The 16,114-nt window shown below is 58.4% G+C and carries 12 protein-coding genes; 1 reads left to right on the top strand and 11 read right to left on the bottom strand.

Features of this window, described 5'->3' with window-relative positions:
• Window positions 1–139: 139 nt before the first annotated feature.
• The 9 genes from sucD to sdhC all read right to left on the bottom strand — a co-directional run bounded on the left by sucD (window position 140) and on the right by sdhC (window position 11,502).
• Window positions 140–1,024, bottom strand: coding sequence for a succinate--CoA ligase subunit alpha (sucD, locus tag DCO47_RS19650; RefSeq protein WP_016773680.1), 885 nt, complete (start codon window positions 1,022–1,024; stop codon window positions 140–142).
• A complete protein-coding gene (gene sucC, locus DCO47_RS19645) occupies window positions 1,024–2,190 on the bottom strand; it encodes an ADP-forming succinate--CoA ligase subunit beta (RefSeq protein WP_016773679.1) in 1,167 nt (388 codons plus the stop codon). The genes sucD and sucC overlap by 1 nt, the downstream gene beginning before the upstream one ends.
• Window positions 2,191–2,374: 184 nt before the next feature.
• A complete protein-coding gene (lpdA, locus tag DCO47_RS19640; RefSeq protein ID WP_042607587.1) occupies window positions 2,375–3,811 on the bottom strand; it encodes a dihydrolipoyl dehydrogenase in 1,437 nt (478 codons plus the stop codon).
• Between the two features lie 108 nt (window positions 3,812–3,919).
• A complete protein-coding gene (gene odhB / locus DCO47_RS19635) occupies window positions 3,920–5,146 on the bottom strand; it encodes a 2-oxoglutarate dehydrogenase complex dihydrolipoyllysine-residue succinyltransferase (protein WP_024012151.1) in 1,227 nt (408 codons plus the stop codon).
• 44 nt (window positions 5,147–5,190) lie between these two features.
• Window positions 5,191–8,022, bottom strand: a complete 2,832-nt coding sequence (locus DCO47_RS19630) for a 2-oxoglutarate dehydrogenase E1 component (protein WP_042607586.1) — start codon at window positions 8,020–8,022, stop codon at window positions 5,191–5,193.
• A gap of 251 nt (window positions 8,023–8,273) precedes the next feature.
• Window positions 8,274–8,978, bottom strand: coding sequence for a succinate dehydrogenase iron-sulfur subunit (locus tag DCO47_RS19625; RefSeq protein ID WP_116658728.1), 705 nt, complete (start codon window positions 8,976–8,978; stop codon window positions 8,274–8,276).
• An 11-nt stretch (window positions 8,979–8,989) separates the two neighbouring features.
• Window positions 8,990–10,762, bottom strand: a complete 1,773-nt coding sequence (sdhA, locus tag DCO47_RS19620) for a succinate dehydrogenase flavoprotein subunit (protein ID WP_042607585.1) — start codon at window positions 10,760–10,762, stop codon at window positions 8,990–8,992.
• A 3-nt stretch (window positions 10,763–10,765) separates the two neighbouring features.
• A complete protein-coding gene (gene sdhD, locus DCO47_RS19615; RefSeq protein ID WP_008049683.1) occupies window positions 10,766–11,134 on the bottom strand; it encodes a succinate dehydrogenase, hydrophobic membrane anchor protein in 369 nt (122 codons plus the stop codon).
• Window positions 11,128–11,502 carry a succinate dehydrogenase, cytochrome b556 subunit gene (sdhC, locus tag DCO47_RS19610; protein ID WP_016773673.1) on the bottom strand — a complete coding sequence of 125 codons (375 nt, stop codon included), beginning with the start codon at window positions 11,500–11,502 and terminating at the stop codon, window positions 11,128–11,130. Before sdhC ends, sdhD begins: the two co-directional genes overlap by 7 nt.
• Window positions 11,503–11,865: 363 nt before the next feature.
• Here sdhC and gltA point away from each other — a divergent pair, with 363 nt between their 5' ends.
• Window positions 11,866–13,155, top strand: a complete 1,290-nt coding sequence (gltA, locus tag DCO47_RS19605; protein WP_042607584.1) for a citrate synthase — start codon at window positions 11,866–11,868, stop codon at window positions 13,153–13,155.
• A 793-nt stretch (window positions 13,156–13,948) separates the two neighbouring features.
• Here gltA and DCO47_RS19600 read toward each other — a convergent pair.
• The gene (locus DCO47_RS19600; RefSeq protein WP_064365437.1) at window positions 13,949–15,607 is read right to left on the bottom strand and encodes a cation acetate symporter; all 1,659 of its coding nucleotides are present in this window, start codon (window positions 15,605–15,607) and stop codon (window positions 13,949–13,951) included.
• A complete protein-coding gene (locus DCO47_RS19595) occupies window positions 15,604–15,915 on the bottom strand; it encodes a DUF485 domain-containing protein (protein ID WP_042607582.1) in 312 nt (103 codons plus the stop codon). The genes DCO47_RS19600 and DCO47_RS19595 overlap by 4 nt, the downstream gene beginning before the upstream one ends.
• Window positions 15,916–16,114: the final 199 nt, after the last annotated feature.

Below are 16,114 nucleotides of genomic sequence, written 5' to 3'. Positions count from 1 at the left end.
CGGCTGCTCCTACATTTGGAATGCATTTCTCCTGTAGGAGCTGCCGAAGGCTGCGATCTTTTGATCTTCCAATCAGCAGAAACGACAAAGGCCACCCGACGGTGGCCTTTGTTGCTGGAGCTAAAAAGTCAGCCGTGGCTTACTTCTTCACTTCCCAGCCAGTCAGCTCGGCCAGGGCCTTGCCGATGTCTGCCAGCGAACGCACGGTTTTCACGCCTGCGTCTTGCAGCGCAGCGAATTTCTCGTCTGCAGTGCCTTTGCCGCCAGAGATGATTGCGCCAGCATGGCCCATGCGCTTGCCCGGAGGAGCAGTCACACCAGCGATGTAGGAAACAACCGGCTTGGTTACGTTTGCCTTGATGTAGGCAGCCGCTTCTTCTTCAGCCGAACCGCCGATCTCGCCGATCATTACGATCGCTTCGGTCTTCGGGTCTTCCTGGAACAGTTTCAGGATGTCGATGAAGTTCGAACCCGGGATCGGGTCACCGCCGATGCCGACGCAAGTCGACTGACCGAAACCGGCGTCAGTGGTCTGCTTCACAGCTTCGTAGGTCAGGGTGCCGGAACGCGAAACGATACCGACCTTGCCTGGCAAGTGAATGTGACCTGGCATGATGCCAATCTTGCATTCGCCTGGGGTGATCACCCCTGGGCAGTTAGGGCCGATCAGGACTACGCCCAGTTCGTCGCACTTAACTTTGGCGTCCAGCATGTCCAGGGTAGGAATGCCTTCGGTGATGCAGACGATCAGCTTGATGCCGCCGAATGCCGCTTCCAGGATCGAGTCCTTGCAGAACGGAGCTGGAACGTAGATCACGCTGGCGGTAGCGCCGGTCGCAGCTACTGCGTCTTTGACGGTGTTGAACACTGGCAGACCCAGGTGCTCGGTGCCGCCTTTGCCAGGAGTTACGCCACCAACCATCTTGGTGCCGTATTCGATGGCTTGCTGGGTGTGGAAACTACCTTGCGAACCGGTAATACCCTGGCAGATAACTTTGGTGTCTTTATTGATCAGGACGCTCATTACTTGCCCTCCGCAGCTTTGACAACTTGTTGAGCAGCGTCGGTCAGGCTGGTAGCAGCGATGATGTTCAAACCGCTTTCTGCCAGTACTTTAGCGCCCAGCTCAGCGTTGTTGCCTTCAAGGCGAACAACAACCGGGATTTTCACGCCGACTTCTTTCACGGCGCCGATGATGCCTTCGGCAATCATGTCGCAGCGAACGATGCCGCCGAAGATGTTGACCAGTACTGCCGCGACGTTCTGGTCGGACAGGATGATCTTGAACGCTTCAGTAACGCGTTCCTTGGTTGCGCCACCACCTACGTCGAGGAAGTTGGCTGGCTTGCCGCCATGCAGGTTGACGATGTCCATGGTACCCATGGCCAGACCGGCACCGTTGACCATGCAGCCAATGTTGCCTTCCAAGGCTACGTAGTTCAGTTCGAACTTGGCAGCGTGCGCTTCGCGCGGATCGTCCTGCGACGGATCGTGGAAAGCCTTCAGCTTAGGCTGACGGTACATGGCGTTGGCGTCGATGTTGATCTTGGCGTCGAGGCAGTGCAGATCGCCGTCAGCCTTGATCACCAGCGGGTTCACTTCCAGCAGAGCCAGGTCGTGGTCTTTGAACAGTTTGGCCAGACCTACGAAGATCTTGGCGAACTGAGTGACCTGCTTGCCTTCCAGACCCAGCTGGAATGCCAGCTCGCGACCCTGGGATGGCTGAGCGCCAACCAGTGGATCGATAGTGGCCTTGAGAATTTTTTCTGGCGTGTCGTGAGCGATTTTCTCGATGTCCACGCCACCTTCGGTGGAAGCCATGAACACGATGCGACGGCTCGAACGGTCAACGACAGCGCCCAGGTACAGCTCTTTAGCGATATCAGTGCACGATTCAACCAGGATCTTGGTGACTGGCTGGCCATTGGCGTCAGTCTGGTAAGTCACCAGACGCTTGCCCAGCCATTGCTGTGCGAAGGCCTTGGCGTCTTCTTTGCTGCGAACCAGCTTTACGCCGCCCGCTTTACCGCGACCACCGGCGTGAACCTGGGCTTTGACGACCCACTCGTTGCCGCCGATCTTGTCGCAAGCTTCTGCTGCTGCTTCCGGGGTGTCTACTGCGTAACCAGTGGAAACTGGCAGGCCGTATTCAGCGAACAGCTGCTTACCCTGATACTCGTGAAGATTCATGCTTTTTACCGTCTTCGTTAGGTACTGCGCATTCGGCGCTGCGCTCGTTTGAGTGCCGCGCCACCTGTGACTGCTGCTTGCGTAGCGGAGCTACGCAAGACTGCGTCCGGCGGACATTCCGCGGTGAGTCTTGCTCGCAAGGCTCACGACGGGCCGCTACCGCCGTGGTTTCTTATTGTGTGTCTTAACGCTTCTTGCGGTTGGCAATGTGAATGGCGCCGCCATTCACTGCCAGAGCAGCTTCGTGCAAGGCTTCGGACAGGGTCGGATGGGAGAAAACCATCATGCCCAGGTCTTCAGCGCTGGTGCCGAATTCCATACCGATCGCGCCCTGCTGAACCAGTTCCGCAGCGCTCGGGCCAATCACGTGCACGCCCAATACGCGGTCGGTCTTGGCATCGGCGATGACCTTGACGAAACCACCGGTATCGTTGGCAGCCATGGCACGGCCGGAAGCGGCGAACGGGAAGGTGCCGACGTTGACTTCAACGCCTTCGGCCTTCAGCGCCTGCTCGGTTTTGCCAACCCACGCGATTTCCGGGTGAGTATAAATAACCGAAGGGATCAAATCATAGTTCATCTGAGCCTTGTGGCCTTTGATGCGCTCGACAACCATGATGCCTTCTTCCGAAGCCTTGTGGGCCAGCATCATGCCGCGAACCACGTCGCCAATGGCGAAGACGCCCGGTACGGCGGTGACGCAGTGGTCATCGACCGCGATGAAACCGCGCTCGTCGATTTCCACGCCGCAGTCGGCAGACAGGAGATCAGTGGTCACCGGACGGCGACCAACGGCAACGATCAGCTTGTCGAAAGTGATGGTCTGTTCGCCGTTGGCATCGGTGTAGTTGACGACAACTTCTTCACCGTTGACTTTCGAACCGGTAACGCGAGCGCCCAGCTTGATGTCCAGGCCCTGTTTGGTCAGGGTTTTCAGCGCTTCCTTGGAAACAGCGGTGTCCGCTGCCATCAGGAAAGTGTCCAGCGCTTCCAGAACAACCACTTCGGAGCCCAGACGCGACCATACCGAACCCAGTTCCAGACCGATCACACCAGCGCCGATCACGCCCAGACGCTTGGGTACGGACTGGAATTCCAGAGCGCCCGTCGAATCGACGATGACTTTCTGGTCAACCGGAGCCGGTGGGATGTCGATCGGACGCGAACCTGGCGCGAGGATGACGTTTTCCGCTTCGATGACTTCAACCGAACCGTCAGGCTTGGTGACTTCGACTTTCTTGCCGGCCAGCAGCTTGCCGTGGCCCTGGATCGAAGTAACGCCGTTGGCCTTGAACAGGGTGGCAACGCCGCCGGTCAGGTTCTTGACGATGCCAGCCTTGCGGCCAACCATCGCAGCGACGTCCATTTTGACTTCGCCGGTCGAGATACCGTGAACGTTGAAGCTCTCTTTGGCTTCCTTGTATTTCCACGAGCTGTCGAGCAGCGCCTTGGAAGGAATGCAACCCACGTTCAGGCAGGTACCGCCAAGGGCTTGCTTGCCCTCTGCGTCGGTGTACTTCTCGATGCAGGCAGTGGTCAGGCCCAACTGCGCAGCCTTGATGGCCGCTACATAGCCACCAGGGCCGGCACCGATCACTACTACGTCAAATTTCTGCGACATTCAAAAAATCCTCTTTAGCAATAAAGCTACAAGCCGCAAGCCTCAAGCTGCAAGCCCACCCGCTCGCCTTGAGCTTGAGGCTTGTAGCTGAAAGCTTGCAGCTGCTTTTTAGATATCCAGCAACAGACGAGCCGGATCTTCCAGCAGGTTCTTGATGGTCACCAGGAAGGTCACAGCTTCTTTGCCATCGATCAGACGGTGATCGTAGGACAGTGCCAGGTACATCATCGGACGGATCACGACCTGACCGTTGATGGCCATTGGACGCTGGATGATGTTGTGCATGCCCAGAATCGCTGCCTGCGGCGGGTTGACGATTGGCGTCGACATCATCGAACCGAAGGTACCACCGTTGGTGATGGTGAAGGTACCACCGGTCATCTCGTCCATCGACAGTTTGCCGTCACGGGCTTTCTTGCCGAAGGTTGCGATGCCGCCTTCGATTTCCGCCAGGCTCATCAGCTCGGCGTTACGCAGAACCGGTACCACCAGGCCACGGTCGCTGGAAACGGCAACGCCGATGTCCGCGTAGCCGTGGTAAACGATGTCGCCGCCGTCGATCGACGCGTTGACAGCCGGGAAGCGTTTCAGCGCTTCGGTGGCCGCTTTCACGAAGAACGACATGAAGCCCAGGCGTACGCCGTTGTGCGACTTCTCGAACAGGTCCTTGTACTTCGAACGCAGAGCCATGACTTCAGTCATGTCGACTTCGTTGAACGTGGTCAGCATCGCCATGTTCGACTGGGCTTCAACCAGACGCTTGGCCACGGTGGCACGTACGCGAGTCATCGGTACGCGCTTCTCGATGCGGTCGCCAGCAGCGAACACAGGCGCAGCAGCCGAAGGAGCAGCAGCCTTGGCAGGTGCGGCAGCCGGTGCGGCTTTCTTGGCAGCAACTGCTGCTACCACGTCTTCCTTGGTCACACGACCGCCCTTGCCGGTGCCGGCAACGGAAGCGATGTTGATGCCGTTTTCTTCAGCCAGTTTGCGTGCGGCCGGCGCTGCGATCGGGTCATCTTCGCCATCGGCAGCAGCTGGTGCGGCAGCGGCAGTAGCAGCCGGAGCAGCAGCGGCGGCTGGAGCAGCGGCAGCAGCGCCGCCCTCTTCGATCGAGCCCAGGACCTGGTTCGACAGAACGGTAGCGCCCTCTTCGGCAACGATTGCGCCCAGCACGCCGTCCGCTTCAGCCAACACTTCGAGCACGACCTTGTCGGTCTCGATGTCGACGATCAGGTCGTCACGCTTGACGGCCTCACCTGGTTTCTTGTGCCAGGTGGCAACGGTGCCATCGGCAACCGATTCCGGGAATGACGGGGCTTTGATTTCGATAGCCATTATCTGTGGGTCCTTAAAATTCGGTTTCAGTCAGCGCGAAGGCGTTAAACAGTGAAAGCATCTTGCAGCAGTTTTTCCTGCTGCTCGGCGTGCATCGATGCATAACCACAAGCTGGGGCAGCCGACGCCTCACGGCCCGCGTACTCGAGTACGAGAGTCTTGTCGAGGTTGGCGATGCTGCGACGCAAGTGATGCTGGCTGCAGTACCAGGCACCCTGGTTCATCGGCTCTTCCTGACACCAGACGGCATGCTTGACGTTGGTGTACGGAGCCAGGACTTCTTTCAAGTCGTCCTCAGGGAACGGATACAGCTGCTCGATACGCACGATGGCGATATCTTCGCGGCCTTCGGCACGGCGTTTCTCCAGCAGGTCGTAGTAGACCTTGCCGCTGCACAGAACCACACGCTCGACCTTTTTCGGGTCCAGTGCGTCGATTTCCGGGATCACGGTCTGGAACGAACCTTCGGCCAGATCTTCCAGCGTCGAGATGGCCAGCTTGTGGCGCAGCAGCGACTTCGGCGTCAGCACGACCAGCGGCTTGCGCAGCGGACGAATCACCTGACGACGCAGCAAGTGGTAGATCTGCGCCGGGGTAGTCGGCATGCACACCTGAATGTTGTGCTCGGCGCACAGCTGCAGGTAACGCTCAAGACGTGCCGAGCTGTGCTCAGGGCCCTGGCCTTCGTAACCGTGTGGCAGCAGCATGGTCAGACCGCAGAGACGGCCCCACTTGTGCTCGCCGCTAGTGATGAACTGGTCGATCACGACCTGTGCACCGTTGGCGAAGTCACCGAACTGGGCTTCCCAGATCACCAGCGCGTTTGGCGTGGTGGTCGAGTAACCGTATTCGAATGCCAGTACCGCTTCTTCCGAGAGGAACGAGTCGTACAGGTCGAAACGTGGCTGACCGTCGTACAGGTTCTGCAGCGGAATGTAGGTGCCCGCGTCTTTCTGGTTGTGCAGTACAGCGTGACGGTGCGAGAACGTACCGCGGCCGATATCCTGACCGGTCATGCGGATCGGGTGACCTTCGAACGCCAGGGTCGCGTACGCCATGGTTTCAGCGTAACCCCAGTTGATCGGCAGGCCGCCGGCTTGCATCTTCTGACGGTCTTCGTAGATCTTCGCGACCTGACGCTGAACCACGAAGCCTTCCGGGATTTCCAGCAGCTTGGCGGACAGTTCTTGCAGGGTCTTCAGATCGAAACGCGTGTCGTGACGCGCAGTCCAGGCGTGGCCCAGGTACGGACGCCAGTCGACGAACAGCTCTTTGTTCGGCTCCTTGACCAGCGATTTCACCACGTGCAGACCGTTGTCCAGCGCGTTGCGATATTCGTCGACCTTGGCCTGAACACGTTCAGCATCGAGCACACCGGCCTGAGTCAGGCGTTCGGCGTACAGCTCACGGGTGGTGCGCTGCTTGGTGATCTGCTGATACATCAGTGGCTGGGTGCCGCTCGGCTCGTCGGCCTCGTTGTGGCCGCGACGACGGTAGCAGACCAGATCGATCACCACGTCACGCTTGAACTGCATGCGGTAGTCGATGGCCAGCTGGGTCACGAACAGCACGGCTTCCGGATCATCACCATTCACATGGAGGATCGGCGCCTGGATCATCTTGGCAACGTCGGTGGCGTACTCGGTGGAGCGCGAGTCCAGCGGGTTGCTGATGGTGAAACCGACCTGGTTGTTGATCACGATGTGCACGGTACCGCCGGTCTTGAAACCGCGGGTCTGCGACATCTGGAAGGTTTCCATGACCACGCCCTGACCGGCGAATGCCGCGTCACCGTGGATGGAGATCGGCAGGACTTTCTCACCGGTCAGGTCGTTGCGACGGTCCTGACGGGCGCGCACCGAACCTTCGACCACCGGGGAAACGATTTCCAGGTGGGACGGGTTGAACGCCATGGCGAGGTGAACTTCGCCGCCGGTGGTCATCACGTTGGACGAGAAGCCCTGGTGATATTTCACGTCACCGGAACCGAGCTCGACCTTCTTCTTGCCTTCAAACTCGTCGAACAGCTCGCGCGGGTTCTTGCCGAAGGTGTTGACCAGCACGTTCAGACGGCCACGGTGGGCCATGCCGATGACGACTTCCTTGGTACCGTACGAGCCGGAACGCTGGATCAGTTCGTCGAGCATCGGAATCAGGCTTTCGCCGCCTTCCAGACCGAAACGCTTGGTGCCCGGGTATTTGGTACCGAGGTATTTTTCCAGGCCCTCACCGGCCGTCACGCGCTCGAGCAGGTGGCTCTTGATGTCGGCGGAGTACGTCGGACGACCGCGCACGCTTTCCAGACGCTGCTGGAACCACTGGCGCTGCTCGGAATCGGTGATGTGCGTGAATTCAGCGCCGATGGTGCGGCAATATGTCTGCTGCAACGCTTCGTGAATTTCGCGTAGGCTCGCTTCCTCTTTGCCGATGAACAGGTCGCCGGCACGGAAGGTCGTATCAAGATCGGCATTGGTCAAGCCGTAATGATTGATCGACAGGTCTGCAGGTGCAGGACGCTGCCACAGCCCCAGCGGGTCAAGCTGGGCTGCCTGGTGGCCACGCATACGGTAGGCCTGGATCAATCGCAGCACTTCAACTTGCTTCTTCTCGTGCTCACTGCTCACGCTGCCGGCGGAAACCGGTTGGGCGCGGCGCTGGTTCTTTGCCAGCAGCACGAAATGATCGCGAATCGTCGAGTGCGAAACATCAGTGGCAGAGTTGCCGTCGGCTGGCAACTTCTGAAAGTAGGTGCGCCACTCTTCTGGCACAGCGTTAGGGTCGTGCAGGTAGAGCTCATAAAGCTCTTCCACATAGGCAGCGTTTCCACCTGAAAGGTAGGCGCTGTTCCACATGCGCTGCATCACGCTTTCTTGCATGCTTGGTCACCCTCGGTTAGGGGAACACCATCGGTGTCGACACCGAGCAAACTTGCAGAAGTCCGAATGCAGCGACTAAAACAAGCCACCTAGGATCACACTGATAGTCCGGGTACCAGCCCGGATGCCCCTGCTTGTCTCATTTCTTCAAAAGAAGAGCTGCAGCTTATGGCTACGGCTCTGGTTATAGCCATGACGCGGGTTGAAGCCCGCGCCACAGCCTCTACGGTGCAACGGTTACAGCAGCTGAATCACACGCCGCTCGAAAGCAGCATGTTACGGATGTGACCGATGGCCTTAGTCGGGTTCAGGCCTTTCGGACATACGTTGACGCAGTTCATGATGCCCCAGCAGCGGAAAACGCTGAACGGGTCGTCAAGTGAAGCCAGACGTTCGCTGGTCTTGGTGTCACGGCTGTCTGCCAGGAAGCGGTAGGCTTGCAGCAGCGCAGCTGGACCGAGGAACTTGTCCGGGTTCCACCAGAAGGACGGGCAAGAGGTCGAGCAGCAGGCGCACAGGATGCACTCGTACAGACCGTCGAGCTTTTCGCGCTCTTCTGGCGACTGCAGACGCTCGATGGCCGGAGCCGGCGTGTCGTTCTGCAGGTAAGGCTTCACCTTCTCGTATTGCTTGTAGAAGATGCTCATATCGACGACCAGGTCACGGATAACCGGCAAACCTGGCAGCGGACGAACGATCAGCTTGTTACCTTTTACAACAGCGGATAGCGGCGTGATGCACGCCAGGCCGTTCTTGCCGTTGATGTTCATGCCGTCGGAGCCGCAGACGCCTTCACGGCAGGAGCGACGATAGGAGAAACCTTCGTCCTGCTCTTTGATCAGGGCCAGCACGTCCAGCACCATCAGGTCCTTACCACCGGTATCGACCTGGAAATCCTGCATGAACGGCGCAGCGTCCTGATCAGGGTTGTAGCGATAAACACTGACTTGCAACATGGCGGTCACCCTTAATAAGTCCGGACTTTAGGTTCGAAAGTCGGAACAGTCTTCGGCGAGAAGTTCACGGCACGCTTGGTGACGCGCTTGTCACCCGGGAAGTACAGGGTGTGGCACAGCCAGTTTTCGTCATCACGGTCTTCGAAGTCTTCACGGGCGTGAGCGCCGCGGGACTCTTTACGTACTTCGGCCGCGATGGCGGTAGCTTCAGCCACTTCCAGCAGGTTTTGCAGTTCCAGCGCTTCGATACGTGCAGTGTTGAACGCCTGCGACTTATCGTTGATCTTCACGTTGGCGATGCGAGCACGCAGGTCAGCGAGCTGAGCGATGCCCTTCTGCATGTATTCACCGGTACGGAATACACCGAAGTAGTTCTGCATGCAGCTTTGCAGCTCGCGACGCAGGGTGGCAACGTCTTCACCGTCGGTACGGTTGTTCAGCGCGTTCAGACGCGACAGTGCAGCTTCGATGTCGGACTCGGTAGCGTCGTCGTATTCGATGCCATCGGTCAACGCCTTTTCCAGGTGCAGGCCGGCAGCGCGACCGAATACCACCAGGTCGAGCAGCGAGTTGCCGCCCAGACGGTTCGCACCGTGTACCGATACGCAAGCCACTTCGCCTACTGCGAACAGGCCAGGAATGATCTGGTCCTGACCTTCGGCGTTCTGGGTGATCGCCTGGCCATGAATGTTGGTGGCAACGCCGCCCATCATGTAGTGGCAGGTCGGAACAACCGGAACCGGCGCAACCACCGGGTCAACGTGGGCGAAAGTCTTCGACAGTTCGCAGATGCCTGGCAGACGGCTGTGCAGCACTTCCTCGCCCAGATGGTCGAGCTTGAGCATTACGTGGTCGCCATTCGGACCGCAACCGTTGCCGGCGATGATTTCCTTAACCATCGAACGGGCAACCACGTCACGACCAGCCAGGTCTTTCGCGTTCGGAGCATAACGCTCCATGAAACGCTCGCCGTGCTTGTTGATCAGGTAACCACCTTCACCACGGCAACCTTCAGTAACCAGTACACCAGCCCCGGCGATACCGGTCGGGTGGAACTGCCACATTTCGATGTCTTGCACCGGCACGCCTGCACGCAGAGCCATGCCGACGCCGTCACCGGTGTTGATCAGGGCGTTGGTGGTCGACGCGTAGATACGGCCTGCACCGCCAGTCGCCAGAACGGTGGCCTTGGCACGGATGTAGGAGGTTTCGCCGGTTTCGATGCAGATCGCGATCACACCAACGAATTCGCCTTCCTGGTTTTTCACCAGATCGACAGCGTAGTACTCGTTGAGGAACGTGGTACCGGCTTTCAGGTTGCCCTGATAAAGGGTGTGCAGCAGCGCGTGACCGGTACGGTCGGACGCAGCGCAGGTACGTGCAGCCTGACCGCCCTTGCCGTAGTCCTTGGACTGGCCACCGAACGGACGCTGATAGATGCGGCCTTGCTCGGTACGCGAGAACGGCAGACCCATGTGGTCCAGCTCGAACACGGCAGCCGGGCCTTCCTGACACATGTATTCGATAGCGTCCTGGTCACCGATGTAGTCGGAACCCTTGACGGTATCGTACATGTGCCAGCGCCAGTCATCGTTCGGGTCGGCAGAGGCGATGGCGCAAGTGATGCCACCCTGAGCGGAAACAGTGTGCGAACGGGTCGGGAAAACCTTGGTGATCACCGCAGTCTTGTGGCCGCCCTGTGCCAGCTGCAGCGCAGCGCGCATGCCGGCACCGCCACCACCAATGATGATGGCGTCGAAAGAAATCGTTGGAATGTTAGCCATGAATCAGATACCCCAGAGAATCTGCACACCCCAGACGAAGTAAGCGAACATCGCAACGCCGCATACTGCCTGGAAAAGGAAACGTATCGCCGTTGCGGACTTGCCGAACGCCATTGGCGTCAGGTAGTCGGTCGCGATGGTCCACATGCCGACCCAGGCGTGAGCGCCCAGAGCAACAAGGGCCAGCAGGCTGAAAATACGCATTCCGTTGTGAGCGAACAGTTCATGCCACTGGGCATACTCGAGGCCTGGATTGGCGACGATGTATCCGATCAGAAAGATGAAGTAAGCCGCGAGAACGACCGCAGACACACGCTGTGCCATCCAGTCATAGAGGCCCGAACGCGACAGGTTAGTGACGTTAGTTACCATATCCAGACTCCTGCCAGAACGATTACCACCACGGAAACGGCGATAACGATTTTCGAGCCCAGTTTGCCGCCTTCCAGCGTCTCACCGATGCCCATGTCCATGATCAAGTGGCGCACACCGGCTACCAGGTGATACAGCAGAGCGGACAGGATGCCCCAAATCACTAGCTTGGCTAGCGGACTGGTCAGACACGCTTTCACCTGACCGAAGCCTTCCTCGGAGCTGAGCGACTTGTCCAATGCGTAAAGCATGATGGCAAGGCACACGAAGAGGATGACACCGGAGATACGGTGAAGAATGGACGTGTAAGCAGTGACTGGGAGTTTGATGGTCCTTAGGTCTAGGTTTACAGGTCGTTGGCTTTTCACGGCTTTTTTTTCACACTGAAGAGCCCCTAACAATCAGGGCAAAGTTGTTGGGGAGTGCACTGGTCAGGTAACCACCACCCAGGGATGCGACCCCCAATGAAAGCAAGCCCAAAAGCCCTTGGCGGTCGGTGGCCGAGTATAGACAGTTAGGCTACTAATGACAACGCGTTCACCTACCCCCAATAGCGGATTGCACAAGTTGCATAAAAGGCGTAAATGGCAGGCAATTTCGAGGAAAAAGTCGGCTTAAAGCCTTCTGGAGCAAGACTTTAGGCAAATTGACATTCGAATTTATCTCACTATAGTGGTGCGGGCCCTGCGTGGGGGGTCTGTCTGATGGTTCAAGCATAAATAGGAGGCCACATGGCTGACAAAAAAGCGCAGTTGATCATCGAGGGCGCAGCCCCCGTCGAGCTGCCCATTTTAACCGGCACCGTTGGTCCCGATGTAATTGATGTTCGGGGCCTGACGGCCACGGGCCGCTTCACTTTCGACCCGGGTTTCATGTCGACCGCTTCGTGCGAATCGAAAATCACCTATATCGACGGCGACAACGGCATTCTGTTGCACCGCGGCTACCCGATCGAACAGCTGGCTGAAAAGTCGGACTACCTGGAAACCTGCTACCTGCTGCTCAACGGCGAACTGCCGACCGCAGAACAGAAGGCCCAGTTCGTCAGCACCGTGAAAAACCACACCATGGTTCACGAGCAGCTGAAAACCTTCTTCAACGGCTTCCGTCGCGACGCCCACCCGATGGCCGTCATGTGCGGTGTAGTCGGCGCCCTCTCGGCCTTCTACCACGACTCCCTGGACATCAATAACCCGCAGCATCGCGAAATCTCCGCGATCCGTCTGGTTGCGAAGATGCCGACCCTGGCAGCGATGGTTTACAAGTACTCCATGGGCCAACCCATGATGTACCCGCGCAACGATCTGACGTACGCGGAAAACTTCCTGCACATGATGTTCAACACCCCGTGCGAGATCAAACCGATCAGCCCGGTACTCGCCAAGGCCATGGACCGGATCTTCATCCTGCATGCCGACCACGAGCAGAACGCTTCGACCTCCACCGTGCGTCTGGCCGGCTCCTCGGGTGCCAACCCGTTCGCCTGTATCGCCGCCGGTATCGCCGCACTGTGGGGCCCTGCCCACGGCGGTGCGAACGAAGCCGTGTTGACCATGCTCGACGAGATTGGCGATGTGTCGAACATCGACAAGTTCATCGCCAAGGCGAAGGACAAGAACGACTCGTTCAAGCTGATGGGCTTCGGTCACCGCGTCTACAAGAACCGCGACCCGCGCGCTACCGTCATGAAGCAGACCTGCGACGAAGTGCTGAAGGAACTGGGCATCAACAACGATCCGCAACTCGAACTGGCCATGCGCCTGGAAGAGATCGCCCTGACCGACCCGTACTTCATCGAGCGCTCGCTGTACCCGAACGTCGATTTCTACTCGGGGATCATCCTCAAGGCGATCGGCATTCCGACCAGCATGTTCACTGTGATTTTCGCGCTGGCACGTACTGTCGGCTGGATTTCGCACTGGAAGGAAATGCTCTCGAGCCCTTACAAGATTGGCCGTCCGCGCCAGCTGTACACGGGTTACGAGTCGCGTGACATTACCTCGCTGGAAGATCGCAAATAAGGTTTTTTCTTTTTGTGATGGGTTAGTGGTGTGTCAGGAACGGCCTCTTATATAGAGGCCGTTTTTGTTTCTGTTGGTGTTTATTGGATTGGGGGCATATCCGTTGCTGCGGTAACGGCTCCTTAGGGTTTCGCTCTTACAGCGAGTCACCTTTTCCAAACGCCGAAAAAAGGTAACCCAAAAGGCTTTGCCCCGGCGTACGGCCCGCTCGCTAAAGCTCGGGGTACCTTCGTTACGGGATCGCTCCGGGCGCAGCGGCTCCGGTTGGCTTCGCTGCACCTACACTCGCTGTGTACGACTGCGTCGTACGGTCGCTGCGCTCCCACCCCCGGATCGATCCCGTAACGAAGCCTGCCGAAGGGGCAAAAGATCAAGAGCCGGATCAAGAGCCCCTCACCCTAGCCCTCTCCCGGAGGGAGAGGGGATTGACCGAGTTGTACAGGCGAAGTACGCCGACCTGAGATACCGAGTCGAATGCAGGTTTTGAACACCACACAGATCGGCCCCCTCTCCCTCGGGAGAGGGCTGGGGTGAGGGGCGAATCCACCGAAAATCTCAAGCCATGCGACGCTTCTAACCACTCAACAATGAGCGTTAGCTCGAGTGCTCTTGATCTTGATCCACAGGCGACGTCGGAAGGCTGAGTGGAGGGATTGATCGCAACGGATATACACACCAGACCAACCGATAACCGCCCACAAAAAAAAACGCCCCGATCTCTCAACCAGGGCGCTTTCTTGAAGCTTGAAGCTTGCAGCTTGCAGCTTGCAGCTTGCAGCTTGCAGCTGATCTCTTAGTGCGAAACCGCCCCACTCGCCCCCAACCCGGTCTGCGAACGCACAAACTGCGGGAAGAACAGCGCCCGCTCGTTATCCGCAGCCGCCGACTTGTCGGTAATCGAGAAGAACCAGATCCCGATGAACGCAATCATCATCGAAAACAGCGCCGGATACTCGTAAGGGAAGATCGCCTTCTCGTGATGCAGAATCTGCACCCAGATGGTCGGACCAAGGATCATCAGGCCCACGGCACTGATCAGCCCCAGCCAGCCGCCAATCATCGCGCCACGGGTAGTCAGCTTCTTCCAGTACATCGAAAGCAGCAGCACAGGGAAGTTGCAGCTCGCCGCGATCGAGAACGCCAGGCCCACCATGAACGCAATGTTCTGGCTTTCGAACAGAATGCCCAGACCAATCGCCAGCACTGCCAGGGCGATGGTGGTGATCTTCGACACGCGAATCTCATCCTTCTCGTTGGCCTTGCCCTTCTTGATCACACTGGCGTACAGGTCGTGGGATACCGCCGAGGCACCTGCCAGCGTCAGACCGGCTACCACCGCGAGAATGGTCGCGAACGCCACCGCCGAGATGAAGCCAAGGAAGATGCTGCCGCCGACCGCGTTGGCCAGGTGCACAGCCGCCATGTTGTTGCCGCCGAGCAGGGCGCCCGCTGCATCCTTGAAGGCCGGGTTGGTGCTGACCAGCAGGATCGCGCCGAAGCCGATGATGAAGGTCAGGATGTAGAAGTAACCAATGAAACCGGTAGCGTACAGCACGCTCTTGCGCGCTTCCTTGGCGTCACTCACGGTGAAGAAGCGCATCAGAATGTGCGGCAGGCCAGCGGTACCGAACATCAGCGCCAGACCCAAGGAGAACGCCGAGATCGGATCCTTGACCAGACCGCCCGGGCTCATGATCGCTTCACCCTTGGCGTGCACCTTGATCGCCTCGGAGAACAGCGTGTTGAAGTCGAAGCCGACGTGCTTCATCACCATCAGCGCCATGAACGAAGCACCGGACAGCAGCAGCACTGCCTTGATGATCTGCACCCAAGTGGTCGCGAGCATGCCGCCGAACAGCACGTACATGCACATCAGTACGCCGACCAGAATCACCGCAACGTGGTAATCGAGGCCGAACAGCAACTGGATCAGCTTGCCGGCACCGACCATTTGCGCGATCAGGTAGAACGCCACCACCACCAGCGAACCGCAAGCGGACAGCGTGCGGATCTGGGTTTGCCCGAGGCGGTAGGACGCGACGTCGGCAAAGGTGTATTTACCCAGGTTGCGCAGGCGCTCGGCGATCAGGAATAGAATGATCGGCCAGCCAACGAGGAAACCGATCGAGTAGATCAGGCCATCGTAGCCGGAGGTGAACACCAGCGCGGAAATGCCCAGGAAGGACGCCGCCGACATGTAGTCACCGGCAATCGCCAGGCCGTTCTGGAAACCGGTGATCTTGCCGCCCGCCGCGTAGTAGTCGGCGGCCGAGTTGTTTTTCTTCGACGCCCAGTAAGTGATGTACAGGGTCGCGCCGACGAAGGCCACGAACATCAGGATCGCCGGGATGTTCAGCGGTTGCTTGGCCACCGCACCGGTCAGGGCGTCAGCCGCCCAGGCGCCGGGTGCGAACGCGGCAACGCTCAGAAGAGCCAGTAGACGCCGGATCATTGCTGAGCCTCCTTGAGAATCGCATTGTTCAGGTCGTCGAACTCGCCATTGGCGCGGCGCACGTAGATGCCAGTCAGGACGAAGGCCGAGAGAATCAGGCCGACACCGATCGGGATGCCCCAGGTGATCGACGATTCAGGACTGAGTTTCGCCCCGAGCACGTGCGGCCCGTAGGCGATCAGCAGGATGAATGCGGAGTAGAGCCCAAGCATGATTGCCGAGAGAATCCAGGCGAATCGTTCCCTTTTCTGAACCAGCTCCTTGAATCGGGGACTGTTTTGAATCGAGAGGTAAATGCTGTCGTTCATTGTTTTTATCCTCGCAGCACGAATTATTGTTGGAACGTAGCTAATGTATGCGGCTGCGAGAGAGGTTCCAGACGACCTTAGTAGTAGATGGCCATGATCCTTCTGCTATTTTCCGGACACCCAAAACAACTGTAGGAGTGAGCCTGCTCGCGATGGCGTCGTGTCAGTCGACATTTCTCTCAACTGACGGAACGCTATC

Source organism: Pseudomonas sp. NDM (genome assembly GCF_003105095.1).
Classification (GTDB): domain Bacteria; phylum Pseudomonadota; class Gammaproteobacteria; order Pseudomonadales; family Pseudomonadaceae; genus Aquipseudomonas; species Aquipseudomonas moraviensis_A.
This window is presented reverse-complemented; position numbering and strand designations above follow the sequence as displayed.